We start from the raw sequence: 25,854 nt of genomic DNA, 5'->3' as shown, positions 1-25,854 counted from the left end.
ACGCCGCTCGCGCCCGGGTCGGGGAACCGGGGTCAGCTGGCCTCGGTGGCCAGCGCCTCACGGACCGTGGCGTCGATGCCGATCACGCCCACCGGGCCGATGCTGCGGCCCGCACCCTCCACCGAGAGGCTGGCCGCCTCGGAGAGCCGCTGGAACGTGGCGCCGTTCCACAGCGCCAACGCCCCGTGCAGGTGGTAGTCGCCCTCGCCGAGCGACAGGCCGGACAGCCGGATATCGTACGTGCCCCGCCCCACGAGCGGGGCGAGCGGGGTGTCCAGCAACTGGGTGTTGGTGCCGAAGACGCCCTGGCCGGTGTGGCTGTCGATGCCGATGCCGAGGACCCAGTCCGTCAGGGGCTCGTCGGCCTCGACGGTCACCCGGATGAGGAGGTCCTGCCCGGGGGCGTGCACGCGGGTCGGGCGCCCGGCGGGGTCGAGCGCCTGGACCGCGACGACCCGGGCGCGCTCGACGGTCTGGTGCGACTCCCGCTCGGTGCTGGTCTGCTCGTCGAAGTCCGCGCGCAGGGTCCGGATGGCCTCACGTGCATCGCCGTCGACGGCCACCCGCCCGTTCTCGAGCACGACGGCGCGGTCGCAGATCTCCGCGACCTGGTCGAGGGCGTGGGTGACCAGCACGATGGTGCGGCCCTCCCGCTGGAAACTCTTGATCCGGTCCATGCACTTGCGCTGGAACGGCTCGTCGCCGACCGCCAGCACCTCGTCGACCAGCAGCAGGTCGGGGTCGACGTGCACCGCGACGGCGAAGGCGAGACGGACGTACATCCCGGAGCTGTAGAACTTCACCTGGGTGTCGATGAACCGCTCGATGCCGGAGAAGTCGACGATGGCGTCGAAGTACTGGTCGGTCTGCCGACGGCTGAGACCGAGGATGGCGGCGTTGAGGTAGACGTTGTCCCGTCCGGTCAGGTCGGGGTGGAAGCCCGCACCGAGTTCCAGCAGGGCGGCGAGGCGACCGCGTCGGCGCACGCTGCCGGAGGTCGGCTGGATGATCCCGCCGATGGCCTTGAGCAGGGTGCTCTTCCCCGACCCGTTGGGCCCGATCAGCCCAACCGTCGTCCCGGAGTTGACCGTGAGGTCGACGTCCCGCAACGCCCAGAACTCCTCCCGGTGCTGCCGGGAGACCGTCGCGTTGACCAGTCGCTCCTTGATCGACTTGTCCTTGCGGATGACGAAGCGCTTGGAAAGGTTCTCCACCTGGATGACGGCAGGGGTGTCGCTCATGCTCACAGCTCCTGTGCGAAGTTCCCCTCGAGGCGGGCGAAGAGCCGCTGGCTGAGCCAGAGCAGCACGAGGCCGACGCCGAGGGCGATGACCAGGCGGGTGCCCAGCGCATCGGGGACGGGTTCGCCACTGCCGGCGACCCAGATGGCCCGTTGCATGCCCAGGACCGCCAGGGTCACCGGGTTGCACAGGTAGACGGTCTCCATCCAGGACCCGTTCATGGCGTCGGAGACCAGCCGCCACGAGTACACGATGGGGGAGGCCCAAAAGAAGATCGTCGCGGAGATCTCCACGAGGTACTGCACGTCTCGCAGGTAGACGTTGACCGCGGCCAGGGTGAGACCGATCGCGGTGGCGAACACCAGGAGGACGGCCAGCGAGAGGGGGATGTAGAGCAGCCGGCTGCCGGTGGGCACCTGGCCGGTGACGAGCACCGCGGCAGTGAGGATCAACGCCTGGGTCAGGTAGGTGAAGATGGCGCCGCCCACGGCGCTCAGCGGGAAGACCTCGCGCGGGAGGTACACCTTCTTGACCAGTCCGGCGTTCGCCACGATCGAGGCCGTGCTCGTGGTCACGATCTCCAGGAACAGCTGCCAGGCGATCAGGCCGGTGAAGATGTACACCGCGAACTCCGGGATCGCCCGGGCGGCGCCGAGGAACTTCCCGATGGCGATGTAGTACACCAGCAGCACGGTCAGCGGCCGGAGCAGGCTCCAGAGGAAGCCGAGGGTGCTGTCCTTGTACCGGGCCTTGAGCTCACGGCGGACGAGCAGACCGAGCAGTTCGCGCTGGCCGAGGATGTCCCGCAGGGACTGGCGGCTGCCGCGGAAGAGGCTCCCGGTCGGTGCGCTCGACTGCCAGGGCTCGGTGGCGAGGCGCGCGCTGCGCGCCTCGGACTCGAGTGTGCTCATGGGTCTCCATCGTGTCAGCCGGTGGCCTGGGATCGACCCCGGCTCGACCAGGGTAGGCGCGGCCGGGGGGGATCTGCGGCAACGGGTCCAGTCAGTCGACCAGGCTGTCCCACACGTCCCTTGCGTACTCGTCCCACGTGCGGCGCGGGCGGGCGGCCGCGGCCGCGGCCAGCCGGGCGTGCTTGTCGTCGTCGGTCAGCACCGTCCGCAGGGCGGCTGCGAGGTCGTGGTCGTCCCGCGGGTCGACCAGCAGGGCGCCACCGTCCGCGGCGATCTCCGCCATGGAGCCGTACCCCGAGGTGATGACGGGGGCGCCGCAGGCCAGCGCCTCGGCGACGGGGAGCCCGTAGCCCTCGTTCAGCGAGGGGAAGACCATCACCCGGGCCAGGCGGTAGGCAGCCCACAGCATGTCGTCGGACATGGCGCGGGGCGTGTCGACGGGGCGGTTGCGGGACCTGGCATCCTCCAGCGCCTGCCGGAACCGCGTGTCGTTCCAGGAGCGTCCGCCCAGCAGCACCAGGTTGAACCGGATTCCCTCCCGCCACAGCAGTTCGGCAGCGTGCAGCAGCGCGAGGTGGTTCTTGCGCGGCTCGTGGGTGCCGACGCACAGCACCATCGGCACACCGGGGAGAGTGAGCTCCGCCCGGGCGGCCGCGAGACCCGCGGGTGTGGTCTCGGCGGCCTCGGTGGGCAGCAGGTCGGCCGAGATCGCCGGGCCGGTCGACCCGACCGAGCCCAGCATGGTCCGCCACCCGCCGTACTCGTTGGCCGAGGCCTGGGAGATCGCGGACACCCGGTCCATGTGCCGGACGGCGGCGAGGTTGTTGGCGAAGGCCTCGCTGACCCCCAGTGCGGTCGTCTCCGCGGTGCTGATCGGCACGCAGTCGAAGCCGATCACCCCGGTGCGGCTGCGGGAGAACTGGGCCAGTGCGCTGATCCGGCTGTTCCGGGCGTCCTCCAGCGACAGCTCCGGGAGGAGGTAGGTGGCCTCCCAGGGGATGACCACGTCACCGGTGTCCGCGGGGTCGGGCTCGCCCTCACCGGTCAGGGCCATCGTGCACTCGTCCGGGGTGAGCAGCCGCAGCTGCCGGTACTCCGCGCCCCAGCCCACCAGGACCACCTCGTGGTCGCGGGACCAGCGGCGGACCGTCTCGCGGGCCACCCGCTGGATCCCGGTGGCCAGGCCGGTGCGGGCGGTGTGGTCGAGGTCGACCAGCACCGTGCCGGTGACCACTCGGACCTCGGGCTGGTCGCGGCGGGCCGGCACCCAGGTCTGCGCGGTGCGCGTGAAGCTGGCGCCGAGCGCGGCGCCCACGCCGTCCAGCCGGATGGAGCGCACGGCGCGGCGCACCTCGGGGGTGGTGGCGAGCTCACCCTCCAGCACGGAGAGCGCGAGCCAGACGGCGGAGGGGTCCGCCGGGGCCAGCAGGGCGTCGAACCGCGCGAGCAGCTCGTCCCGGCGCCGGGGCGCCGGTGCACCGGAGAGCGTGGAGACGACCAGCTCCACCCGGGACAGCAGCCGCCGGCGCTCGGCCGGTGCTGCGGCCGCGAGCCGGCTGCCCCAGCTCAGCGGCTGGGTCATGCGTGCGGTCAGCTGACGGGTCATGCCTGGACCTCCGCGGTCGTCTGCGGCGAGGGCACCAGGGCGTCCCAGGACTGCCGGGCGTAGTCGTCCCAGGTTCGGGGCGGCCTGGCCGCGGCGGCGCGGCGCAGCTCGTCGATCAGGGCGTCGTCGGTGAGCAGCCGGCGCATCTCCGCGGCGATGGCCAGGTCGTCGGTGGGGTCGACCGTCACGGCCCCGCCCGCTGCGGCGGTCTCGGCCATCGAGCCGTAGGCAGAGGTCAGCACCGGGGTGCCGCAGGCGAGGGACTCCGCGACCGGGAGCCCGAAGCCCTCGTGCAGGGAGGTGAACATCGAGAAGCGTGCCGAGCGCAGTGCGCGCCAGAGCTCGCTGTCGCTGATCGCGGTGGCCCGCTCGACCCGGCGGCCGGCGTTCTTCAGCCGGCTGAAGAACGAGTCGGCCTCGGTCACCCAGCCGCCGCCGCCGATGAACATGAGCGAGAACTCGAGCCCCTCGCGCCACAGGTGCTCTGCGGCGTGCAGGACCGCCAGCTGGTTCTTCCGGGGCTCGAAGCTCCCGATGCTGACGACCAGTGGGGGGCTCTGCCGGGGAACCGCCTGGCCGGGCGGCGTCTCGACCGGGAGCGGGCACACCGCGATCTCGGGCCCGGTGAGGCCCTGTGCGCCGAGCATCTGCGTGAAGCCACGGAACTCCCGCGCCGCCGAGGCGCTCACGCCGACGACCCGGTGTGCGTGCTTCACGGTCTCCAGGTAGCGGGTGAAGCGGTCGGGGAGCCCGGCGTGGATCAGCTCGGGGCTGATCACGGGGATGCAGTCGTGGCCGATCAGACCGACCTCGTTGCCGGAGTACACGGCCATCGCCGCGAGGACGGCGCAGTGCTCCGGCGGGGGGTTCTCCGGGAGCAGCACGTTGCTCCGCCACGGCACGACGAGGCGGTGCTGCCGCTCCTGCAGCCCGTCGTCCTCGCCCGGGTCCTCCAGGTCGTGCCAGCGGAGCACCCGGTCGGCCTCGTCGTCGAGCAGGTGCCGGGTCGCGCCGCTCTGGTCGGTCCACGCCACCAGCGTCAGCTCGTGCTCCGCGGCCCACCGCGGCACGGTCTCCCGCACCACCCGCTGGATGCCGGTGTGCAGCCGGTGGCGCGCGCTGAAGTCGACGTCGACCACGACCGCGTCGCTGACCACGTCCATCTCCGCGTCGAGCGCTCCCCGGCTGACCGCGGCCGCGGCGGTGGCCTCGAGCAGCCAGATGCCGAAGTCCCCACTGCGGTGCAGGTCGCGGGCGCGCCGGGCGGCCACCAGCTCGTCGCCGTCGGGCATCGCCGCGGACAGGGCGGTGAGCAGCAGCCACAGCCCGTCGGTGCCCTCGTCGGCGTGCACGTGCTCCACGAGCCGGCCGTACAGCAGGGACGCGCCGGTGGTCGGGTCGTCCGCCTCCACGGTGATGCCCAGGACCTGTCCGGCGGCGGCGAGCCGCTGGTGCAGGGCCGTGATCCGGACGGGCTCGGGCACGACGTCGGTGGCGGCCTGGCTCACCGCCATCCCCGCAGACGACGCGACTGGACGGCGCGCAGCGGGGCGGTGACCCTCCAGGAGACGGTCGCCTGGGTGGCGGCGAGCTCGCGGCGCAGTCGGACCACCTCGTGGCCGGGCTTTCCCTCGACGGCGGCGCTCCCCCCGCCGGCGGCCTGGGTCCAGCGGTCGAGCACCGACCCGCGCCAGCGGATCAGCTCGTCGAGCAGCTCGTCGTGCGCCCGGCGGGTCAGGGAGGCCTCGTCCCGCGCGGCGGAGGCCTCCTGCTGGGCGGCGTCCAGCAGCGCGCGCGTGCTGGCCAGCTCCTCCTGGAGCCGGTACTCGGCGTGCGGCGTGTACTCGTCGAGGGGGCTGCTGGGCGCGCTGAGCGCTGCCTGCAGCTCCGCGGCGTGCTCCTGCGCGACGTAGAAGCGGGAGAGCCCGTCGAAGAGGCAGAAGACGTAGCCCGCGTCGAGCAGCCGCCCCTCCCACTCCTCGTGGGTGGGCCGGCTGGTGTTCGGGGCGGTGGCCTCGACGACCAGCACCCAGGGGCGCCAGCGGGTGAGGTCGACGCTGGCGAGGACGGAGGCCTCAGCGCCCTCGACGTCCACCACCATGAAGTGGACGTCGTCCTCCGGCGTGAGGTGCTCGGCCAGGACGTCGTCCAGCCGGCGGGCCGGCACCTGCTCCTCGCGCGTCGTCCAGCCGGTGCGGCGGTGTCGGTCGGCGATGTCCGGGTCCAGCGTCGACAGGCCGGTGCCGTCGACGACGTGCAGTGTCACCGACTCCTCGTCGGTGTCCGCCACGGCGGCCTGGACCACGATGTCGTTCGGGCGCTCCCGCCGGTAGGCGTCAGCGAACTCGGTGACCGGCTCGATCTCGACACCGGTCCACCCGCGGGCGTAGAAGGCCCGGGTGATGGAGGACTCCACGGGGTCGTTGGCCCCCACCTCGACGTAGCGCCCCTTGTGGACGTGACCGAGAGCCCGCCACAACACGACGTCCTCGGCGTTCTGGGCGAAGGAGATGAATTGGCGGTCCAGAGGCACTCGGACATCCTACGGGGAGCGACGGGCTGCTCTCGCGGCGTGGGCCGCCCGTTCGTACACCCTCACGTGCGCCCGAGCGCTCTTCTCCCAGGTGAAGGCGGCAGCGTGGGCTCGTCGCGCCCGTGCCGCGGCCGTGTCGTCATCGAGGGCCGAGAACGCGGCCGACCAGGCGTCGGCGTCGTCGGTGGGCAGGAAGGTCGCCTGCCCCGCGGCCACCTCCCGGTGGGCCGGGATGTCGCTGGCGAGCACGGGCCGGCCGGCGGCCAGCGCCTCCAGCACCGGGAGGCCGAACCCCTCGTAGTGCGAGGGCATGCAGACGGCCGCCGCGCCGGCGACCACCGCGTGGAGGTCGGTGTCGGACAGGTAGCCGGCGGTGACCACGTCGCGCGGGTCCGGCGGCGACCCCTGCCACCGGTCGCCCCAGCCGGCGGGCCCCACCAGGACCAACGGGGGCACGTCCGGGTCGGCGCGCCGGGCGGCGCCGTGCGCCCGGACCAGCATCCCGAGGTTCTTCCGCGGTTCGAGGTTGCCCAGGAACACCAGGTAGCGGTCGGGGAGCCCGAGGCGCCGGAGGTCCGCCGGCGACGCCGGGCGCGCCTGCGCCCACTCCGGGTCCACGCCGTGGTGGGCCGCGCCGACCCGGTCGGCAGCCAGGCCGTACTCGGCAGCGACCTCCTCGGCGACGGCCTCGCTCGGAGTCACCACGTACGCCCCCCGCGCCAGTGCCCGGGGAACGAGGTCGGCGTACTCGGCGGCGTCGCCGGTGACGGTCTCCCGGTACCGGAGGTAGGCGAGGTCGTGCACGGTGACCACGCCCCCGGCCCGGGCCAACGGGGGGACGACGAAGTTCGTGCCGTGGAACAGGTCCACCCGTCCGGTCAGCAGCTCGGCGGGCGGCCAGTCGGTCCGTCGCCACGCCCGACGCAGCAGCCGGGCCGGCGCCCGGCGCGGCGCCGGGCGGGTGCGGGCGGGCAGCGGGCCCGGGACGGCGCCCCGGATGCTGAAGAGGGTGAGCAGCACGTCCGGGCCGTCCGGCAGGGCAGCGAGGCCGTCGACCAGGCCCCGCACGTAGCGCCCGACGCCGCTGCGCTGCCCCAGCAGGGGGGTGGCGTCCAGGGCTGCTCGCAAGGGGACCTCCCCGTCGTCGCCGGCCGGCAGGTGCCCGTCTCGGGCCTCCGGCCGCCGGGCGCGGTCGCCCGGATGCGCCCGGTCCACGTTAGCCACGGTGCCGGCGGCGGGCACGCACCGGTGCCGCCGGTCCGCCCCGGGGCGGCGGTCCGGACCCGAGGACGGGAGAGCTCGTCGCACCCGGCACACCCGTCCCGTGGCCCCCGTGGGGCACCGCTGCGGTCGAGCCGGCCCCGGGTGCCCCGTTAGGCTGGGCGCGATCTGGCCACCCGAGGGACGAAGGACACATGACGCGCGCGTTGATCACCGGGATCACCGGTCAGGACGGCCTCTATCTCGCGGAGCTCCTGCTCTCCAAGGGCTACGACGTCTACGGCCTCATTCGTGGGCAGAACAACCCCAAGGCCGACCTGGTCCGTCGCACGGTTCCAGGGGTCACGCTCCTCACCGGTGACATCACCGACCTCTCCAGCCTGATCCGGGCCTTCGGCGAGGCTCAGCCCGACGAGGTCTACAACCTCGGGGCGATCTCCTTCGTCGCGTACTCGTGGGAGAACGCGAAGCTGACCTCCGACGTCACCGGCCTCGGGGTGCTCAACGTCCTGGAGGCGACCCGCCTGTACTCGGGCAAGGACATGTCGAAGGTCCGCTTCTACCAGGCGTCCAGCTCGGAGATGTTCGGCAAGGTGCAGGACGTCCCCCAGCGGGAGACGACGCTGCTGTGGCCGCGGTCCCCGTACGGCGTGGCCAAGGTGTACGGCCACTACATGACCATCAACTACCGCGAGTCCTACGGCATGCACGCGTCCTCGGGCATCCTGTTCAACCACGAGTCGCCGCGTCGCGGGCCGGAGTTCGTCACCCGCAAGGTCACCCAGGCGGTGGCCCGGATCTCGCTCGGCCTGCAGGAGTCGATCTCGCTGGGCAACCTGGACGCGCAGCGGGACTGGGGGTTCGCCGGCGACTACGTCGAGGCGATGTGGCTGATGCTGCAGCAGGACCAGGCCGACGACTACGTCGTGGCCACCGGGGAGACGCACTCGATCCGCGAGCTGCTGGACGTCGCGTTCACCCATGTCGGGATCGACGACTGGGCGGGGAAGGTCCACCAGGACCCGCGCTTCTTCCGCCCGGCAGAGGTCGACCTGCTCATCGGTGACCCGACCAAGGCGCGCGAGCAGCTGGGCTGGCAGCCCAAGGTGGGCTTCGACGAGCTCGTCCGCATGATGGTCGACTCGGACGTCGCGGAGCAGAAGGAGCTCGCGCGCCGGTGACGGCGGTCCGTGTCCTCGTGACGGGTGCCACCGGGCAGGACGGCAGCTACCTCGTCGAGCGGCTCCTCGAGGAGGGGTCCGAGGTGCACGCGCTCGTCAGGGCAGGGGAGCCCGAGGCGTCCCCTGCCCTGCCGCCGCAGGTCCAGCGGCACGTCGGCGACCTGACCGTCGGCGAGGGGCTGGAGCGCCTGGTGGCGGAGGTGGAGCCGGCTGAGGTCTACAACCTGGGCGGGCTCAGCTCGGTCGCCCGCTCGTGGGAGGAACCCGGGCTCACCGCCCAGGTCAGCGGGGTGGCCGTCGGGCATCTGCTGAAGGCCTCGCACGAGCTGCAGGAGCGCGCCGGGCGACCGGTGCGCTTCGTGCAGGCCTCCAGTGCGGAGATCTTCGGCCGGACCGCGCAGGTGCCGCAGGACGAGACGACGCCGGTACGGCCGCTCACCCCCTACGGCGCGGCGAAGGCCTACGCCCACCACCTGGTTGGGGTCTACCGTGCGCGGGGGCTGCACGCCAGCAGCTGCATCCTGTACAACCACGAGTCCCCCCGGCGCCCCGAGGCCTTCGTCACCCGGAAGATCACGGCTGGGGTGGCCCGGATCGCCCGCGGCCTCCAGCAGGAGCTGGCGATGGGCAACCTCGACGCTCGCCGCGACTGGGGATGGGCGCCGGACTACGTCGCCGCGATGGTCCTGGCGGCGCGAGCCGAGCTGGCGCGCGACTACGTCATCGCCACCGGCGAGTCGCACAGCGTGCGCGACTTCGTGGCGGCCGCCTTCGCCGGGGCCGGCATCACCGAGTGGGAGCACCTGGTGACGCTGGACCCGCGGTTCGCCCGCCCCTCGGACGCGCCTGAGCTGGTCGGCGACCCCAGCCGGGCGCGGGATCTGCTGGGGTGGGTCCCCACGGTGCGGTTCGAGGAGGTCGTCGGCCGCATGGTCGCCCACGACCTGGCGCTGCTGGACCCGCAGGCGTAGTCCGCCCCCGGCCGGTCGGCCGCCGGTCAGCCGGTGCCGGCCGCCCGGACCAGCACCGCCGCCGTCTGCTCCGCAGCCCGCGACCAGCTGAGCTCGGCGGCACGCCGCGACGAGGCGGCGCGGAGCTCCGCCCGTCGTGCCGGGTCCAGGGCGGCGGCGAGGCCGGCGGCGACGTCCTGCTCGTCACGTGGGTCGACCAGGACGGCTGCGCCGCCGGCGGCCTCCTCCGTGGCGGTCCCCCGGGAGGTGACCACGGGAACGCCGTGGGCCATCGCCTCGGTCACCGGCATGCCGTAGCCCTCGCGGAGGGACGGGAAGCAGAACACGTCCGCCCCGGCGTAGGCGGCCTGCAGCTCGGCGCGCGGGAGCCGCCCCAGTACACGGACGTGGTCGCTGACCGGACCGGTCAGCCGGGCGTCGGCCGACCCCCAGCCCTCGGGACCCACCAGGACCAGCTCCAGGTCTGCGCCGGCGCGCTGCAGCCGGTCGAACGCCCGGAGCAGCACCGGCAGGTTCTTGCGTGGCTCCCGGGTGCCGGTCCACAGCACATAGGGCCGCTCGAGCCGGTGTGCCGCCCGGAACGCGCGGACCTCGTCGGCGGTCGTCACGGCCGGGCGCACCCCGTGCGGGACGACGGTCAGCCGGTCGGGGGAGAGGCCGGCGGCCACGCACTCCGCGAAGGTCACCTGGGAGGGGACGATCACCTCGGCGGCCTCACGACGGACCAGGTCCAGCCCGCGCTCGAAGAAGGCGGCGCCGTGCCGCGTGAAGTGCGTCGGATCGGCGCGGAAGGCCAGGTCGTGCACGGTCACGACCAGCGGGCAGCGACGACCGGGGATCGCCCATGTCGTCGCGTGCACCACGTCCGTCCCGCGGCCGACGCGCGGGCGCCGCCACTGCTGCCACGCCCGGTATAGGACCGGCCGTGGGAGCCGGGAGTGGTGGACCGGGAAGGGGAGTGTGCCGTCGGCCGGGCTGCTGGCGGCCGGGTGCCGGGCGGCCAGTCCGGTCACCGCCAGCCCGGGGTGGCGGACCAGCTCGGCCGCCAGCTCCTGGACGTACCTGCCCGACCCGCCCGGTTGCGGCTGCCAGCACTGCTCCACGGTCATCGCGACGTCGAGCATGCTGGTGCTCCTCAGGTGTGGGTCGGGGCGGGGAGCGCCGCGGGCACGCGGGTGCCCCGGCGGCGACCGGGACGGTGATGCCGCTCCCCGGCGACGCTATCGCGGCAGGGGCGGACGTCCGGCGGCAGCTCCCGTGGGGCAGCCACTGGTGCCGGTGTGACGGATGGGTCCCGTAACTGGATCCGAGTCGCCGGGAACGGCTCCTGGCGGCCCGTGGTCGGTTAGCCTCATCCTGTGAACGGGGAGCCGGTGGAAGAGCTGCGCCCCGGCGCCAGCATCGTGATCGTCGGGTGGCGGGACGCTCCGTACCTGACGGCTTGTGTGGAGTCGGTCCTGTCGTCCGTGCCCGCCGAGAACGCAGACGTGCTGGTCGTCCTCAACGAGCCCGCGCCGGGCCTGGCGCCCGAGATCCGCTCGCGTTTCCCCGACATCCGGGTGTGGACCTTCCGGTTCAACCTCGGTTTCGGTGGTGCGGTGAACTTCGCGGCCTCCCGTGCCGAACGGGAGTTCCTCGTCCTGCTGAACGACGACAGCCTGGTCGAGCCCGGCTGGCTGGAAGCGTTGATGGACACTGCTCGCCGTCGCCCGGACGTGGGCGCGGTCGGGAGCACGTTCCTCAACGTGGACGGCAGCCTCCAGGAGGCCGGGTCCGTGCTGTGGTCCACCGCCCGGACCTGGGCCGTGGGGACCGGCGGCAACGTCGCGCAGTGGGACTTCGAGCGCCGCGTCGACTACTGCTCCGGTGGGTCCCTGCTGGTCCGGCTGGCCGCCTGGCGCGCCCTGGGTGGCGTGGACGACCGGTACTACCCGGCCTACTACGAGGACGTCGACCTCTGTCTCCGTCTGGACGAGGCCGGCTGGCAGACCTGGTACCAGCCCGCATCGCGGGTCCGGCACGTGCGCGGCGGCAGCACCTCCAACTGGTTCCGCGCCTTCCTCGACGAGGTCAACCACGCGCGCTTCACCGAACGCTGGGCGCACGTCCTCGCCGAGCGGGAGGAGCCCGGCAACGTCGAGGCCGCGGCCTGGAAGGCGATGCGCCGGGACCGGCGCGTCCTGGTGATCGACGACCTGGTCCCAACGGAGTCGATGGGTTCCGGCTTTGGCCGGGCCCGCGACATGCTGATCGAACTGTCCGCCGCCCCGGACCTGCACGTGGCCTTCCACCCGCGCAACGGGGTCGGCCGGGGCACGTCCGCGCTCACCAGCCACGGCGTCCGGATCGTCCAGGACCTCGCCAGTCACCTGGACACCCCCGGCGTGGACTACGACGTCGTGGTGGTGTCCCGGCCGCACAACGGCGAGATCTTCCGCGATCTGCTCAACGAGAAGCTGCCGCACGCCAAGCGGATCTACGATGCCGAGGCGCTCTACCACCGGCGGGTCGAGCAGGAGGTCCTGCGGGCGCCCGAGGGGCCGCAGCGGGACGCGCTGCAGGCGCAGGCCGACGCCATGCGGACCCTCGAGGAGTCGCTGGCCGCGGAGGCGGATCTCGTGGTGTGCATCTCCGAGCAGGAGGCCGCCCACGTCCGGCCGCACACCCAGGCCCCCGTGGTGGTGATCGAGGCGCTGCTCAGCGCGCCGGAGGTGACCACGGCACCGTTCATCGACCGGCACGACATCGGGTTCATCGCCGGCTGGCTGGCAGGCCCGGGAGCCCCCAACAGCGGAGCCCTCCTCTGGTTCGCCCGTGAGGTCCTGCCCCTGGTGCAGTCGGAGCTGCCGTCGTGTCGCCTGCTGGTCACCGGCGCCTCCCCGCCGGACGACGTGCGGTGGATGGACGGACCGGACGTCCGCTTCATCGGGATGCTCCCGGAGCTGCGGTCCTTCTACGACCACATCCGGGTCGCGATCTCCCCGACGCTGGTCGGGGCGGGTGTCAAGCTCAAGACCGTCGAGGCGGTCCAGTACGGCGTCCCGGTGGTCGCCACCAGCGAAGGCGCTGCCGGGCTGTCGGACGAGTGGCACGAAGCCGTCTCCGTGGCCGACGACCCCCGGGCGTTCGCCGATGCGGTCATCGCCCTGGTCCGCGACCGGCGGACCTGGGAGCGGCGCCGCAACCGTGGGTTGGAGCTGGTCTCCGCGGGCCGGCAGGGCAACTCCGACATCCGGATGTGGCCCAAGGTCGTCCGGCAGGTCGATCCTCGACACAAGGGAAGTTGAAGTGACGATGACCAGTGATCAGCGCGCCGTCGTCAACGGGGCTGCGGCTCCGCGAACAGCCGACGAGAAGCACGAGGCCCGGATCGCCTTCGAGGTCCGGGAGGAACTCGAGATGGTGCGGTCGGAGCTGCGCGCCCGGATCGAGGCAGACCGCCTGCGGGAGCTCGAGCTGGTGGCTGCACGTCGTGACATGGAGGTCAAGTCGGCCTACAACGTCATGCTCGAGCGCTCCCTGACCGAGCGGCAGGAGCACCTCGACTGGGCCCGCAACCACATCGACCACCTCGACCGGATCGCCCAGGTCGACCTGCCGGCGGCGATCGCCCGCGCCGAGCACGCCGAGAGCCAGGTCGCCGGCCTGGTCGCGGAGCTGGCCGCGGAACGCGGCCGGGCCTCGAGCCGTGCGGTCCAGTACTGGGTGGACCGGCTGAACCGTCGACGGATCCTCTTCCGGATCGCGCGGCGCGTGGCCAAGCGGTTGCACCCCAGTCCGCGGGCATGATCTCGCACGCCCAGAACGCCGAGGACGTCGTGCTCGCACGGCTCCTCACGTCGAGCACCGGCTTCTACGTGGACGTCGGGGCGGCCGATCCCGACGTCGCCTCGGTCACGCGTCACTTCTACGACCGTGGTTGGAGCGGGGTCAACATCGATCCGCGCGAGGACGCGGTCGGCCGGCTGCGGGAGCGGCGTCCCCGGGACGTCAACCTCGCCCTCGCGGCCGGGGCGCGGGCCGGGAGCCAGACCCTGTTCCTCGTCGAGGACGACCGGGACCTCTCGACCACCTCCGACGACAACGTCCAGAGCCTCCGGGCCGAGGGACGCCGGCTGGCCCCGACGAGCGTGGAGGTCCGCACGCTGGACTCCGTCCTCGAGGAGCTGGCCCCCTCCTCCGTCGACTTCGTCAAGATCGACGTCGAGGGCGCCGAGGGGGACGTGCTCGCCGGGTTCGACCTGAGCCGGTGGCGTCCGACCGTGCTCGTGGTCGAAGCCGTGCGTCCGTGGTCGTCCGAGCGCGTGGACGACGACTGGTACTCGGCCGTGGAGGCCCAGGGGTACTCGGAGGTGCTCTTCGACGGGCTCAACCTCTTCTTCGTGACCGAGCAGCTCAAGGCCGAGATCGGCAGCGTGCCCCCCGCGTCGGTGCTGGACGACTACCTGCCGGCGTCCGTGGCACTGCTGGAGGAAGAGCTGACCAGGCTGCGGTCCTACATCCGCTCGCTGGAGGAGGACCTGGGACGGCACGGCACCTACCTGGCCACCGTCGAGGACGAGCTCCAGCGGCACGAGGTGGCGGCCGTGGAACTGACCGAGTACGCCCGGCACCTGGAGGGGCAGCTGAAGCAGCCGGACGGCGAGGACGGGGAGGTCGTCGAGCAGTCCGAGCCCCCGCGGCCGGTCCGGGTCGTCGTGGTCTCGGCCTCGGCCGCGGCACGGCAGTCGCTCGTCACGGGCATGGCCGAGCGGACGGGTGTCCCCGCCATGGCCGCCGACCACCCCGGCAACGTGGACTTCGACGAGCTCCCCGGTGAGTTCGTCCTCCACCTGGACTGGCCGCCCAGCCAGCTGCTGACCCGCCTCCTGGTCGAGCACCGCATCGACGTGGTGGCCGTGATCGAGTCCGCGGTGCAGGACGCAGCCAGCGGGGTCGGGCGTCGCGGTGCCGAGTGGGCGACCCGACCGGGCACGCTCACCGTGCCCGAGGACCAGCTCGCGTCGGACCTGTCCGGGAGCGTCGACCGGCTGCTCGAGCAGCTCGGGGTCGACGAGGCAGTCGCCGCCCCTCCGGTCCGCGACGAGCCGGATCGGCTCCGTGGATCGCAGCGCGGAACGAAGCGGCGAGCACCGGCCGACCCCGAGGCATCGGGGACGAGCTCCGCCGCGGAGGCGACCCTGCGCATCGCCGTCGTGGGCACGCCCCGGGTGGGCAACACCTGGATCCGCCGGGTGCTCGCGGACGCCCTGGGCCTGGCAGAGATGCCCGTGCACAGTCCGCAGGACGTCGACTGGTCTGGGCTGCCGCACCGCGTGGCGCTGCAGCTGCACTGGTCGCGCACCCCAGAGCTCTGCGAGCTGCTCGACCAGCACGGCGTCACCGTCATCAGCCCGGCCCGCCACCCCCTGGACGTGCTGCTGTCCGTCCTCGTCTTCGCGAACAAGGAGTCGGGGACGCGCAACTGGCTCGACGGGCAGGGGGGCGACGAGAGCTCACTCGTGGGCCGGAGCGCCACCGACCAGGCCTTCCTCGACTACGCCACGAGCCCGCGGGCCAAGGCGCTGCTCGCGGTGACGCCGGAGTGGTGGCGCGCTCCCGAGACCGTGCGAGCGCGGTACGAGGACCTGACGGCGGGGGACCCGCTGGCCGCCTACACCGATCTCATCGCCCGGGCGGGCCTGCCGGTCACCGACGCCCTGGAGGCCAGCGTGCGCGCCAACACGCCTGCGCGGCTGAGCGAGCTGTCCGGTGGCGTCCACGTGTGGCGTGCGTCCGCCGGTGCGCACCAGGAGCTGCTGGCCCCGGCTGTCGCCCACCGGCTGGCCGTCGTGCACCGCGACGTCTTCGAGGAGCTCGGCTATGCGCTGCCACCGGGCGATGGCGAGTAGTCCCGGGCGCAGGCCGGGGTGGACGGGGCGTCGGGTCGGCGCCGGTGGCACGCGAGGCGCCCGGGGGCGCGCCGCCGGGAGCCGGGCATGAGCGTGCGCGTCCTGGTCGACGTCACCGCGATCCCGCAGGACCGCGGTGGTGTCGGTCGCTACCTGGACGGGGTGCTCCCCGAGCTGGGTCAGCGTGACCTGCGGCTGGGCATCGTGGCCCAGCCCCACGACGTCGCCTCCTTCGCCGCGAGCGTCCCCTCGGCCGACGTCCTCGCCGCCCCGGACGCGGCGGGGCGCCGGCCGGTCCGGTTGGCCTGGGAGCAGAGCGGTCTGGCGCTGCTGGCCCGTCGCTGGGGTGCCGACGTCCTGCACAGCCCGCACTACACGATGCCGGTCGCAGCGCCGTGCCCTGTCGTCGTCACCGTCCATGACGCCACGTTCTTCACCGACCCGGGCGTCCACTCGCCGGTGAAGAGCCGCTTCTTCCGGGCTGCCACGCGGCTGGCCGGCCGGTGTGCGGCCCGGTTGATCGCCCCGTCGGAGGCCACCCGGGCAGAGGTCGCCCGTGAGGCGCACGTCGACCCGGCCAAGGTGCACGTGGCCTGGCACGGCGTCGACGACCAGGTCTTCCGGCCGCCCGCGGCCGAGGACCGGGAGCGGGTCGCGGCGACGCTCGGGCTGGGCGGGCGCAGGTACATCGCCTTCCTGGGCACCATCGAGCCGCGCAAGAACGTGCCGGCGCTCATCGAGGGCTGGGTGCAGGCGGTACGGGACACCGACGACCCGCCCGTGCTGGTGCTCGCCGGCGGCAAGGGCTGGGACGACCGGATCGATGCCGCGGTCGCCGCGGTGCCACCGCACCTGACCGTGCTGCGCCCGGGCTACCTGCCGCTGCCGGACCTGCCGAGCCTCCTCGGCGACGCGGAGGTGGTCGCCTACCCCAGCCTCGGTGAGGGCTTCGGTCTGCCGGTCCTGGAGGCGATGGCCTGTGGTGCCACGGTGCTCACCACCGACCGGCTGGCCCTGCCGGAGGTGGGTGGTGCGGCGGTCGCCTACTGCGAGGTCGACCCGGCGTCGATCGCCGCGGCGCTGCGCCGCCTGCTGGGGAACCCTGCCGAACGGGCCCGGCTGGCCGTCCTGGCTCGGGAGCGTGCCGCGACGTTCACCTGGGGCCGGGCTGCCGACGTCCACGTGCAGGCCTACGAGGCCGCTGCCGGGGCCGGGCCCTGGTGGCGGTCGTGAGGTCGGCCCACCGTCGGCCGTCGTGGCGCCCGGTGCCGGTGCTCGTCGGTCCGCCGGGCCGTCTAGGCTCGCTCCGTGGGTGATCCTTCGGCGACTCTGCGTGTCGTCGCGGTGACCTACTCCCCGGGGGAGTCGCTCACCGAGTTCCTGGACTCGCTGGCCACGGCGACCGGTCGCCCGCTGGACGTCGTGCTCGCCGACAACGGGTCGACCGACGGGACGCCCGAGCGTGCGGCCCAGGAGCGGCCCACGGTCCGGCTGCTGCGGACCGGTGGCAACGTCGGGTACGGCGCCGCGGCCAACGCCGGCCTCGCCGACCTGACCGCGGGGTACGCCCTGGTCGCGAACCCCGACGTCCGCTTCGAACCCGGGTCGGTCGACGAGCTCCTCGTCGCCGCCGCCCGGTGGCCGCGCGCGGCGACCCTCGGCCCGGCGATCCGGACGCCGGAGGGGACGGTCTACCCCTCCGCCCGCGAGCTCCCCTCGCTGTCGACCGGCGTGGGGCACGCACTGCTCGGCTGGGCCTGGCCGGCCAATCCGTGGACGGCCCGGTACCGCCGGGAGCGGGAGGAGATCACCGAGCGTCCGGCGGGCTGGCTCTCCGGCAGCTGCTTCCTGGTGGACCTCGCGGCCTTCGCGTCCGTCGGCGGCTTCGATCCCGGCTACTTCATGTACTTCGAGGACGTCGATCTGGCCCGCCGACTCGGGCAGCGCGGGTACCTGCACGTCTACGTTCCCTCCGCGGTGGTCACCCACGAGGGCGGGCACGCCACCAAGCGCTCGAAGCACCGGATGCAACGGGTGCACCACAGCAGCGCGCTGCGGTACCTGTCGGCCGACTACCCACGGCGCCGGTACGCCCCACTGCGCGGCGTGCTCCGGGCCGGACTGGGCGCCCGGATGCTGGTCTCCTACGTCAGCAGCCGGGTGGACGCCGGTGCTCAGCCGCAGCAGACGGTCGACGAACTGCCGGCCCAGCGCGGCCGTCGCCGCCGTCGCGCCCGCTGACCCAGCCCATCCCCCTCACGACCGAAGGACGGACGACCATGCGACACGCGGTGATCATGGCGGGCGGATCGGGCACCCGGCTCTGGCCGCTGTCCCGGGTCGAGCGCCCGAAGCAGCTGCTCGACGTGGTGGCCGCCGAGGACGGCTCCACCCACAGCCTGCTGGCAGAGGCGTTCACCCGGCTGCAGGCGGTGCTGCCCACGGAGCAGATCTGGGTGTGCACCGCGGCCCGGTACGGCGACCAGGTGCGGGCTGCCCTGCCCGAGCTGCGGGCCGACCGGCTGGTGCTCGAGCCGATCGCCCGGGACACCGCGAACGCGGTCGGGCTGGCCGCCGCACTGGTCGCCGATGTCGACCCCGACGCCGAGCTGGCCGTGGTCAGCGCCGACCACGTGATCCGACCGGTCGAGCGGTTCGCCGACGCGCTGCGAACCGCCTACGACCTGCTCGCCGTCCGGCCGCGGGCGCTCGTGACGCTGGGCGTCACCCCGACGTCGCCGGCCACCGGCTTCGGCTACGTCCAGAAGGGGGCGCCGACCGAGGTGCCAGGTGCGAGCGAGGCGGCGTCGTTCCGGGAGAAGCCGGACCTGGTCACCGCCGAGCAGTACCTGGCCAGTGGTGAGTACGTCTGGAACTCGGGGATGTTCGTCTGGCGGGCGCAGACCGTCCTGGACGCGCTCGCCGACCACCTGCCGGAGTCGGCCGCCGGCCTGGAGCGCATCGTCGCTGCGCCGGCCGGCCCGGAGCGGGACGCGGTGCTCGCCGAGGTCTTCCCGACCCTTCCCAAGATCAGCGTGGACTACGCCGTGCTGGAGCCGGCGGCCGCGGAGCCGGGCCGGGTGGCCGTGGTCGACCTGGACGTCGACTGGCTGGACGTCGGCTCGTGGCCGGCGCTGGCCAACACGCTCGCCGTCGACGACGCGGACAACGCGACCCGCGGTCTGACCCTGCTGCTGGACAGCTCGGGCAACGTCGTGCTGAGCGACGACCCCGAGCACCTCGTCGCCCTGGTCGGGGTGCGCGACAGCGTCGTGGTGCACACCGCGGACGTCACCATGGTCTGCCCCGTCTCCGACGCCGAACGCGTCAAGGCGCTGCTCGGTGCTGCCCAGGAGCGGTTCGGTCCCCGGTTCGGCTGAGGAGTGGACCGCCCCCGGGGGCGTGGCCGGGGTCCTGCAGGGGGCCCGTCGCGCCGGATACGTTGGCGGGCATGAAGAACCTCGACGTCGCCGCTGTCGTTACCGGAGGGGCCTCCGGCCTCGGTGAGGCCACCACCCGGGCGCTGACCGCCGCGGGCGTGGCGGTCACCGTCCTGGACCTGCAGGAGGACCGGGGTCGGGAGCTGGCCGCCGAGCTGGGGGGCTCGACGACCTTCGTGCGCACTGACGTCACCGACGAGGCGTCGGTGCAGGCGGCGATCGAGGACGCGACCGGGAAGGACCGGCCGCTGCGGATCGCGGTCAACTGTGCCGGAATCGGCTGGGCCCAGCGGGTGCTCGGCCGCGACGGCGCCCCGCACGACCTGGCACCGTTCACCCGCACCGTGACGGTCAACCTGATCGGCACCTTCAACGTGTTGCGGCTGGCCGCCGCCGCGATGGCCCGCACCGAGCCCGACGTGGACGGCGAGCGGGGGGTGGTCGTCAATACCGCCTCGATCGCCGCGTACGACGGCCAGATCGGGCAGACCGCCTACGCCGCCTCCAAGGGGGGCATCGTCGGGCTGACCCTGCCGGCGGCGCGCGACCTCTCCTCGGTGGGGGTGCGGGTGTGCACCATCGCCCCCGGGCTGGTCGACACCCCGCTGCTCGCCTCGCTGCCCGCCGACGCCCGCACGGCGCTGGCCGCCGGCATTCCGTTCCCCAAGCGGCTGGGCCGCCCGGAGGACTTCGCCGAGCTGGCGCTGGACATCGTCCGGCACGGCTACCTGAACGGTGAGGTGGTCCGGATGGACGGCGCGCTGCGGATGGCACCGCGCTGACGGCAGCGCAGGCCGGGGACGCGCACACCGGGGGAGGCATCGTGGGGGAACAGCTGCTGGCGGTCCAGGCGCCGGCGTACGAGCAGGTCTGGACGCCGGACTGGCCGGTGGACGTGCGCCGGACGCTGTCCCGGGACCGCCGGGGCACCGGTGACCCGACGCTGCGCTATGCCGAGGACGGCGTCTGGCGGACGACGACCACCCCCGACGGCCCGGCCACCGTGCGGCTGTCCGGCGGGGCTGCCGCGATCCGGGTGCAGGCCTGGGGCCCGGGAGCCGGCTGGGCCGGGCCGGCCGCGCCCCGCTGGCTCGGCGCCGAGGACCGGCCGGACGACTTCGACCCGGCCCCGCACCCGCTCGTCGCCCGGCTGCACCGCGGGGCACCGTGGCTCCGCCTGGGCTGCACCGGCCGGGTGTGGGACGCGCTGGTGCCCGCCGTCCTGGAGCAGAAGGTGACCGGCATCGAGGCGCACCGCACCTTCCGTGAGCTGCTGCGGCTGGCGGGCGACCCCGCCCCCGGTCCGGCGCCGGCGGGGATGCGGGTGGTGCCCTCGGCCGATCGCGTGCTCGCGGTCACCGACTGGCAGTGGCACGGCTGTGGGCTGGACGGCGCCCGGCGTCGGGCGCTGCGGGCGGTGGCCTCGGTCGCCTCCCGACTGGAGGCGAGCGTCCACGACGACTGTGCGGACCTGCGTCGCCGACTGCAGTCGGTGCCAGGCATCGGCGTGTGGACGGCGGCGGAGGTGACCCAGCGGGCCGTCGGCTGCCCGGACTCGGTCAGTGTGGGCGACTACCACCTGAAGAACCTGGTGGGCTGGTCGTTGGCCGGCCGGAAGACCGACGACGCCGGGATGCTCGAGCTGCTGGAGCCCTGGCGTGGCCACCGCCAGCGCGTCGTCCGGCTGCTGGAGGTCGGCGGGTCCATGCCGCCCAAGCGGGGCCCACGGATGGCTCCCACCGAGTACCGAGGGATCTAGCGCCCGTCGGCGAGCAGCCCGAGCAGGTAGCCGCCGTAGCCGCTCTTGGCCAGTGTCGAGGCCGCCTGGGCGAGGCCGTCATCGTCCAGCCAGCCGTTGCGCCAGGCGACCTCCTCGATACAGCCGATCTTCAGCCCCTGTCGCTCCTCGACCACGGAGACGAACTCGGTGGCCTGTCGCAGCGACGCGAAGGTGCCGGTGTCCAGCCAGGCGGTGCCGCGGTCCAGCACGGTGACGGTCAACCGGCCTCGGCGCAGGTAGTGGTCGTTGACCGCGGTGATCTCCAACTCGCCCCGGGCGCTCGGCGTGATCCCGGCCGCGACGTCCACGATGTCCGGCCCGTAGAAGTACAACCCCGGGACGGCGTAGCTGCTCCGGGCCACCAGGGGCTTCTCCTCGATGGAGAGCACCCGGCCGGTGCCGTCGAACTCGACGACGCCGTAGGCCTCGGGCTGTGCCACGTGATGGGCGAAGACGTGCCCGCCGTCGGGCTCGGGCAGTCGGGACAGCGCCGTACCCAGCCCGGCGCCGTAGAAGATGTTGTCGCCCAGGACCAGCGCGGCGGCCTGTCCGTCGAGGAAGTCGGCGCCGATGAGGAACGCCTGGGCCAGGCCTTCCGGCCGCGGCTGCACCGCGTACTCGATCCGCATGCCCAGCTGGCTGCCGTCGCCGAGCAGGCGGGCGAAGGCGTCCCGGTCGTCCGGGGTGGTGATGACGAGCACCTCGCGGATGCCGGCCATCATCAGCGTCGACAGCGGGTAGTAGATCATCGGCTTGTCGTAGACCGGCATGAGCTGTTTGCTGACGCCCAGGGTGATGGGCCACAGTCGGCTGCCGGTTCCCCCGGCGAGGATGATCCCGCGCACCCGGCGACCTTAGGCGGTCGGCGTCCGGGAGTGTGAGCGGGACTCCTCCCGGTGGGAGCTCCGACGTGGCACTCGCCACCGTGCGCCGACGTCGCCTAGCGTCTAAGGCATGCGTGTCCTGGTCACCGGCGGTGCGGGTTTCATCGGCTCCCACTACGTACGGACGATGCTCACCGGTGGTTATCCCGGGTTCGAGGACGCCGAGGTGACCGTCTTCGACAAGCTGACCTATGCCGGCAACCTGGCCAACCTCGCCCCGGTCGCCGACGACCCGCGCTACCGCTTCGTGCGGGGCGACATCTGCTCGGCCGAGGACCTCGACGCCGTGCTCCCCGGGCACGATGCGGTGGTCCACTTCGCCGCCGAGTCGCACGTCGACCGTTCGATCACCGGGGCTGCCGGGTTCGTGCTGACCAACGTGCTGGGCTCCCAGCAGGTGTTCGAGTCCGCGCTGCGCGCCGGGGTCGGCCGGGTCGTGCACGTCTCCACCGACGAGGTCTACGGCTCGATCGACGAGGGGTCCTGGACCGAGGACCACCTGCTGGAGCCGAACTCCCCGTACTCGGCGTCCAAGGCCGGGAGCGACCTGATCGCCCGGGCCTACGCGAAGACGTACGGGATGGACATCTCGATCACCCGGTGCAGCAACAACTACGGGCCTTACCACTTCCCGGAGAAGGTCATCCCGCTGTTCGTCACCAACCTGCTCGACGGGCAGAAGGTGCCGCTGTACGGCGAGGGCGCGAACGTGCGCGACTGGCTGTTCGTCGACGACCACTGCCGCGGCATCCAGCTGGTGCTGGAGAAGGGCCGCCCAGGCGAGTTCTACAACATCGGTGGCGGCCGCGAGCTGTCGAACAAGGAGCTCACCGAGAAGCTGCTGGAGGCCACCGGCCGTGACTGGAGCTACGTCGACCACATCGTCGACCCGCGCGGCGGGGGACACGACCTGCGCTACTCGGTCGACCACTCGAAGACGGCCGCGCTCGGTTACCGGCCGCGGATGTCCTTCGAGGACGGGCTCGCGCTGACGGTCCAGTGGTACCGGGACAACCGCGCGTGGTGGGAGCCGCTCAAGGCCGCGGCGGCCACGGCCCGCTCGTGACCGCGCCCGGGGGAACGGCCTGGCTGGTCACGGGCGCACGCGGGCAACTGGGCACCGACCTCCAGGCGGTGCTCGCCCACCGAGCCGGTGACACCGTGACCGCGTGGAGCCGCGACCAGGTGGACCTGACCGACGAGCCGGGGGTCCGCGCGGCGGTGCGGTCGTGGCTGGACGGCTCGGCCGGACACCGAGCTGTGGTGGTCAACGCGGCCGCCTACACTGCCGTGGACGCCGCCGAGACCGACGAGGCGACCGCCCTGCGCGTGAACGGGCAGGCGCCGGGCTGGCTGGCCGAGGAGCTGGCCGGTCGCGGGCGCCTGGTGCACGTCTCCACCGACTACGTGTTCGACGGGGCTGGCACCGAGCCGTACCGGGTCGACGACGAGCCCGCTCCGCGCAGCGTCTACGGGCGGACCAAGCTGGCCGGTGAGCGGGCGGTCCAGGCAGCGGGCGGCGACGGCGTCGTCGTGCGCACGGCCTGGGTGTACGCCGCGCACGGGACGAACTTCGTGCGCACGATGCTGCGTCTGGAGGGGGAGCGGCCGACCGTCTCCGTCGTCGACGACCAGCTGGGCAGCCCCACCTGGTCCGCCGACCTCGCCCGTGGCCTGGTCGAGGTGGCCTGCTCGCCCGTTGGTGGCGTCCTGCACGCCACCAACGGCGGCACGACGACCTGGTTCGGCCTGGCCCGTGCAGTCTTCGAGTTGGCCGGCGCCGACCCGGACCGGGTGCTCCCCACCACCACCGAGGCGTTCCCCCGCCCGGCGCCGCGGCCGGCGTTCGGCGTGCTGGACCCGACCCGCTGGCGCACCGCCGGCTTGACGCCGCTCCCGGCCTGGCCTACCGCACTCCGGAACTGCTTGCGTGAGCTCGGCGCCCTGCGCGCCTGACCCATCCTCGGCCGTGTCGGCCGCGATGAGGTCAGGCGCCGCGGAGCTCCGCGTAGCGAGCGGCGCACTCTGCCATGGTGGGCAGCTGCCCCCGGTCGCGGGCTTCGGCCAGGGTGGGTGCTGCGGTGTCCTTGGCGGACAGCTCGAACTCCACGTCGGCCGGCCATGGCAGGTCCAGGTCCGGGTCCATGGGATGGACGCCGAACTCGCGGCCCGGGGAGTAGCCCGTGGACACCAGGTACGTCACCGAACTCCGGTCGGCCAGCGACACGAAGGCGTGGCCCAGGCCCTCGGCGAGGTAGACGGCGCGGGGCTGCTCGCTGTCCAGCAGGACGGTGTCGTGCACACCGAAGGTGGGTGAGCCGACCCGGACGTCGACGATGACGTCGAGCACCCGTCCTGCCGGGCAGTAGACGTACTTGGCCTGGCCGGGCGGCACGAGGGCGAAGTGCACGCCGCGCAGCGCGCCGCGGGCCGAGACGCTGTGGTTGGCCTGGGCGAGCGTGAGCCCGAACCCGGTGGCCTCGGCGAGCACGTCGGCGCGGTACCACTCGGTGAACCGGCCCCGGCTGTCCCCGTGCGGGACGAGGTCCAGCACGTAGCTGTCGGGGACGGCGAGCTCACGGATCTGCACCCCTCGACGCTAACGACCCGGAGGGGCGCCGCCACCCGGGATCCCCCTCAGGTGGGGGTGTCGCCCAGGTGCAGCCGGCCGGCCAGCGAGGCGCCGCCGAAGGTCGTCGCGGGCTCCCACCGGGTGGCCCAGCCCTCGGCCTGCAGCTGGACCAGCGCCGCGCCCACGACGGCGCCGAGGGCCAGGGAGGTGACCGGCGTGATCGGGTCGGCCAGGTGGACGTCGACGACGTCGCCGCCGTCGGAGTCGCTGCCGTAGCGGAAGACGACCGGGAACTCGGGCAGGGCGGCCACGGCGGTGCGGAACGCCTCGGTGACCGCGGCCAGGGCGCCGTCCCGGTGGGTGAGCGCGGCCGCGGGGTTCCGGCTGGCGACCAGGTCGCGGGTGCCGGTGGCGAACAGGTCGCCGGCGCCGAGGCGCACCAGCGGGCGGGTGCCGACATCGGGGTCGGTTGCAGCGAACCGCAGCCCGCGGACGACGGCCACCGGGACGCCGGTCAGCTTGCCCTTCACCAGGTCGCCGGCGGCGGCGAGCTCGTCGACCACCGCCACCTGGGTCGTCTCCAGCCGGTTGCCGTGCGGGTCGACCGCGCCGCGGTGGTCGACCAGGGCCGGCAGCCCCGCCGACCCGATGGCCACGTCGGTGACGCCGTCCCGCCAGGGGCGCCCGAACGTGTCGCTCACCACGACGGCGACGTCCACGCCGAGCAGCTCCCGCAGCCGGCCGCGGAGCCGTCGCGCTGACTCGTCGGCGTCGGCCGGCAGCAGCACGAGGGCATCGGCCGCGACGTTCGAGGCGTCGATGCCGGCGGCGGCGACCACCCAGCCGTGCCGGGTCTCGACGATCCTGAGCGGACCGCGGCGGGCGACCACCCGGACCGTCTCGGCGTCGATGGCCCGCTGGCGCGCCGCCTCCCGGTCGGTGCCGGGCTCGACCCGGACCAGGTTGCCCTCCACCTTGGAGACGGCCTTGGAGGTGACGACCACGACGTCCCCGTCGGCCAGCCACGGTGCTCCGCCGGCGATCGCGGCGGCCAGGTCGTCGCCCGGTGCGAACTCCGGCAGCCCGGGCACCGGGTGCACCGAGATGCCCGGCGGGGGCCCGGCGTCGGTCACGGAGCGGTGCCGGCGGCGTCCAGCGCCGCTCGGGCCAGGTCCCGGGTCGCCGCGGGCGAGCTCATCAGCAGCGGGACGGCCCGGACGTCGACGCCGGGCACGGTGGCCTCGTCGCCGGTGTGCACCAGCCAGGCGTCCAGCAGGCCGCCGTCGGCGCGGGCGCCGTAGTGCCGGCCGACGCCCTGCGCGCTCACCTCGACCCCGACGACCGGGAGGCAGCGGTCGGCCATGCCGCGCAGCGCGGCACCGTCGACGATGGGGGAGACCCCGACCACCCGCCCGGCGGCCGCCCGCACGGCCTCGCGGATCCCCGGCACCCCGAGCACGGTGCCGATCGACACCACCGGGTTGGAGGGGGCGAACAGCACGGCGTCGGGGGGGGGGGGGGGGGGGGGGGGGGGGGGGGGGGGGGGGGGGGGGGGGGGGGGGGGCGGGCGGCAGCCCCCGGCCGCTGGAGCGGGGCGGCTCGTCGCGCCCGCCCCCACCCAAA

General features: G+C 73.7%; 23 protein-coding genes. 12 read left to right on the top strand and 11 right to left on the bottom strand.

Annotated features, from left to right (window positions below; all coding sequences use genetic code 11):
* Positions 1-32 precede the first annotated feature (32 nt).
* From ACJTNH_RS17365 to ACJTNH_RS17340, 6 genes are all read right to left on the bottom strand, one after another.
* On the bottom strand, positions 33-1,241 hold the full coding sequence (locus ACJTNH_RS17365) for an ABC transporter ATP-binding protein (protein ID WP_458177893.1): 1,209 nt from the start codon (positions 1,239-1,241) through the stop codon (positions 33-35).
* Between the two features lie 2 nt (positions 1,242-1,243).
* Entirely contained in the window at positions 1,244-2,152 is a 909-nt protein-coding gene (locus ACJTNH_RS17360) for an ABC transporter permease (RefSeq protein WP_458177891.1), read from the bottom strand.
* 91 nt (positions 2,153-2,243) lie between these two features.
* Positions 2,244-3,758, bottom strand: a complete 1,515-nt coding sequence (locus tag ACJTNH_RS17355; protein ID WP_458177889.1) for a glycosyltransferase — start codon at positions 3,756-3,758, stop codon at positions 2,244-2,246.
* Complete coding sequence (locus ACJTNH_RS17350; RefSeq protein WP_458177887.1) at positions 3,755-5,272, bottom strand: glycosyltransferase family 4 protein; 1,518 nt, start codon at positions 5,270-5,272, stop codon at positions 3,755-3,757. Before ACJTNH_RS17350 ends, ACJTNH_RS17355 begins: the two co-directional genes overlap by 4 nt.
* On the bottom strand, positions 5,263-6,291 hold the full coding sequence (locus ACJTNH_RS17345) for an FkbM family methyltransferase (RefSeq protein ID WP_458177885.1): 1,029 nt from the start codon (positions 6,289-6,291) through the stop codon (positions 5,263-5,265). The genes ACJTNH_RS17350 and ACJTNH_RS17345 overlap by 10 nt, the downstream gene beginning before the upstream one ends.
* A 9-nt stretch (positions 6,292-6,300) precedes the next feature.
* Positions 6,301-7,506 (bottom strand): glycosyltransferase family 4 protein, encoded by a 1,206-nt coding sequence (locus ACJTNH_RS17340; RefSeq protein WP_458177883.1) that lies wholly within the window; start codon positions 7,504-7,506, stop codon positions 6,301-6,303.
* 200 nt (positions 7,507-7,706) lie between these two features.
* Between ACJTNH_RS17340 and gmd the strand changes: the two genes are divergently transcribed.
* Both gmd and ACJTNH_RS17330 read left to right on the top strand, forming a co-directional pair.
* On the top strand, positions 7,707-8,693 hold the full coding sequence (gene gmd / locus ACJTNH_RS17335; RefSeq protein WP_458177881.1) for a GDP-mannose 4,6-dehydratase: 987 nt from the start codon (positions 7,707-7,709) through the stop codon (positions 8,691-8,693).
* Positions 8,690-9,664: a GDP-mannose 4,6-dehydratase gene (locus ACJTNH_RS17330; protein ID WP_458177879.1), complete on the top strand. Its 975-nt coding sequence runs from the start codon at positions 8,690-8,692 to the stop codon at positions 9,662-9,664. Before gmd ends, ACJTNH_RS17330 begins: the two co-directional genes overlap by 4 nt.
* Positions 9,665-9,690: 26 nt before the next feature.
* Here ACJTNH_RS17330 and ACJTNH_RS17325 read toward each other — a convergent pair whose 3' ends face one another.
* On the bottom strand, positions 9,691-10,788 hold the full coding sequence (locus ACJTNH_RS17325) for a glycosyltransferase family 4 protein (protein WP_458177877.1): 1,098 nt from the start codon (positions 10,786-10,788) through the stop codon (positions 9,691-9,693).
* A gap of 234 nt (positions 10,789-11,022) precedes the next feature.
* On the opposite strand from ACJTNH_RS17325, the gene ACJTNH_RS17320 reads away from it, so the two are divergent.
* The 8 genes from ACJTNH_RS17320 to ACJTNH_RS17285 all read left to right on the top strand — a co-directional run bounded on the left by ACJTNH_RS17320 (position 11,023) and on the right by ACJTNH_RS17285 (position 20,754).
* Entirely contained in the window at positions 11,023-12,951 is a 1,929-nt protein-coding gene (locus ACJTNH_RS17320; protein ID WP_458177875.1) for a glycosyltransferase, read from the top strand.
* 7 nt (positions 12,952-12,958) lie between these two features.
* Positions 12,959-13,453 (top strand): hypothetical protein, encoded by a 495-nt coding sequence (locus ACJTNH_RS17315; RefSeq protein WP_458177873.1) that lies wholly within the window; start codon positions 12,959-12,961, stop codon positions 13,451-13,453.
* The gene (locus ACJTNH_RS17310) at positions 13,450-15,555 is read left to right on the top strand and encodes an FkbM family methyltransferase (protein WP_458177871.1); all 2,106 of its coding nucleotides are present in this window, start codon (positions 13,450-13,452) and stop codon (positions 15,553-15,555) included. The genes ACJTNH_RS17315 and ACJTNH_RS17310 overlap by 4 nt, the downstream gene beginning before the upstream one ends.
* Positions 15,556-15,642: 87 nt before the next feature.
* On the top strand, positions 15,643-16,788 hold the full coding sequence (locus ACJTNH_RS17305; RefSeq protein WP_458177869.1) for a glycosyltransferase family 4 protein: 1,146 nt from the start codon (positions 15,643-15,645) through the stop codon (positions 16,786-16,788).
* Between the two features lie 75 nt (positions 16,789-16,863).
* Entirely contained in the window at positions 16,864-17,796 is a 933-nt protein-coding gene (locus ACJTNH_RS17300) for a glycosyltransferase family 2 protein (protein ID WP_458177867.1), read from the top strand.
* A 38-nt stretch (positions 17,797-17,834) separates the two neighbouring features.
* The gene (locus ACJTNH_RS17295; RefSeq protein WP_458177865.1) at positions 17,835-18,935 is read left to right on the top strand and encodes a mannose-1-phosphate guanylyltransferase; all 1,101 of its coding nucleotides are present in this window, start codon (positions 17,835-17,837) and stop codon (positions 18,933-18,935) included.
* A 71-nt stretch (positions 18,936-19,006) separates the two neighbouring features.
* Positions 19,007-19,777 carry an SDR family NAD(P)-dependent oxidoreductase gene (locus ACJTNH_RS17290; RefSeq protein ID WP_458177863.1) on the top strand — a complete coding sequence of 257 codons (771 nt, stop codon included), beginning with the start codon at positions 19,007-19,009 and terminating at the stop codon, positions 19,775-19,777.
* Positions 19,778-19,818: 41 nt separating this feature from the next.
* Positions 19,819-20,754, top strand: coding sequence for a DNA-3-methyladenine glycosylase family protein (locus tag ACJTNH_RS17285; protein ID WP_458177861.1), 936 nt, complete (start codon positions 19,819-19,821; stop codon positions 20,752-20,754).
* Here ACJTNH_RS17285 and rfbA read toward each other — a convergent pair.
* Positions 20,751-21,620, bottom strand: coding sequence for a glucose-1-phosphate thymidylyltransferase RfbA (rfbA, locus tag ACJTNH_RS17280; protein ID WP_458177859.1), 870 nt, complete (start codon positions 21,618-21,620; stop codon positions 20,751-20,753). The genes ACJTNH_RS17285 and rfbA overlap by 4 nt on opposite strands.
* 109 nt (positions 21,621-21,729) lie before the next feature.
* On the opposite strand from rfbA, the gene rfbB reads away from it, so the two are divergent.
* On the top strand, positions 21,730-22,725 hold the full coding sequence (gene rfbB, locus ACJTNH_RS17275) for a dTDP-glucose 4,6-dehydratase (RefSeq protein WP_458177857.1): 996 nt from the start codon (positions 21,730-21,732) through the stop codon (positions 22,723-22,725).
* On the top strand, positions 22,722-23,615 hold the full coding sequence (gene rfbD, locus ACJTNH_RS17270; RefSeq protein ID WP_458177855.1) for a dTDP-4-dehydrorhamnose reductase: 894 nt from the start codon (positions 22,722-22,724) through the stop codon (positions 23,613-23,615). The genes rfbB and rfbD overlap by 4 nt, the downstream gene beginning before the upstream one ends.
* A 31-nt stretch (positions 23,616-23,646) precedes the next feature.
* Here rfbD and ACJTNH_RS17265 read toward each other — a convergent pair whose 3' ends face one another.
* Genes ACJTNH_RS17265 through ACJTNH_RS17255 form a run of 3 tightly spaced genes read right to left on the bottom strand, consistent with a single transcriptional unit; the run spans position 23,647 to position 25,732 of the window.
* Positions 23,647-24,249, bottom strand: a complete 603-nt coding sequence (locus tag ACJTNH_RS17265; RefSeq protein WP_458177853.1) for a dTDP-4-dehydrorhamnose 3,5-epimerase family protein — start codon at positions 24,247-24,249, stop codon at positions 23,647-23,649.
* 47 nt (positions 24,250-24,296) lie between these two features.
* A complete protein-coding gene (locus ACJTNH_RS17260; RefSeq protein ID WP_458177851.1) occupies positions 24,297-25,364 on the bottom strand; it encodes a coenzyme F420-0:L-glutamate ligase in 1,068 nt (355 codons plus the stop codon).
* Complete coding sequence (locus tag ACJTNH_RS17255) at positions 25,361-25,732, bottom strand: 2-phospho-L-lactate transferase CofD family protein (protein ID WP_458177849.1); 372 nt, start codon at positions 25,730-25,732, stop codon at positions 25,361-25,363. Before ACJTNH_RS17255 ends, ACJTNH_RS17260 begins: the two co-directional genes overlap by 4 nt.
* Positions 25,733-25,854 lie beyond the last annotated feature (122 nt).

Source organism: Modestobacter lacusdianchii, assembly GCF_054177765.1.
This window is presented reverse-complemented; position numbering and strand designations above follow the sequence as displayed.

What these genes read in the sequence shown, in the direction of transcription:
- ACJTNH_RS17325 (WP_458177877.1), bottom strand. Translation starts at nt 10,788, where the DNA reads ATGCTCGACGTCGCGATGACCGTGGAGCAGTGCTGGCAGCCGCAACCG.
- ACJTNH_RS17355 (WP_458177889.1), bottom strand. Translation starts at nt 3,758, where the DNA reads ATGACCCGTCAGCTGACCGCACGCATGACCCAGCCGCTGAGCTGGGGC.
- ACJTNH_RS17290 (WP_458177863.1), top strand. Translation starts at nt 19,007, where the DNA reads ATGAAGAACCTCGACGTCGCCGCTGTCGTTACCGGAGGGGCCTCCGGC.
- ACJTNH_RS17310 (WP_458177871.1), top strand. Translation starts at nt 13,450, where the DNA reads ATGATCTCGCACGCCCAGAACGCCGAGGACGTCGTGCTCGCACGGCTC.
- gmd (WP_458177881.1), top strand. Translation starts at nt 7,707, where the DNA reads ATGACGCGCGCGTTGATCACCGGGATCACCGGTCAGGACGGCCTCTAT.
- ACJTNH_RS17315 (WP_458177873.1), top strand. Translation starts at nt 12,959, where the DNA reads ATGACCAGTGATCAGCGCGCCGTCGTCAACGGGGCTGCGGCTCCGCGA.
- ACJTNH_RS17365 (WP_458177893.1), bottom strand. Translation starts at nt 1,241, where the DNA reads ATGAGCGACACCCCTGCCGTCATCCAGGTGGAGAACCTTTCCAAGCGC.
- ACJTNH_RS17360 (WP_458177891.1), bottom strand. Translation starts at nt 2,152, where the DNA reads ATGAGCACACTCGAGTCCGAGGCGCGCAGCGCGCGCCTCGCCACCGAG.
- ACJTNH_RS17305 (WP_458177869.1), top strand. Translation starts at nt 15,643, where the DNA reads ATGAGCGTGCGCGTCCTGGTCGACGTCACCGCGATCCCGCAGGACCGC.
- rfbB (WP_458177857.1), top strand. Translation starts at nt 21,730, where the DNA reads ATGCGTGTCCTGGTCACCGGCGGTGCGGGTTTCATCGGCTCCCACTAC.
- ACJTNH_RS17295 (WP_458177865.1), top strand. Translation starts at nt 17,835, where the DNA reads ATGCGACACGCGGTGATCATGGCGGGCGGATCGGGCACCCGGCTCTGG.
- ACJTNH_RS17350 (WP_458177887.1), bottom strand. Translation starts at nt 5,272, where the DNA reads ATGGCGGTGAGCCAGGCCGCCACCGACGTCGTGCCCGAGCCCGTCCGG.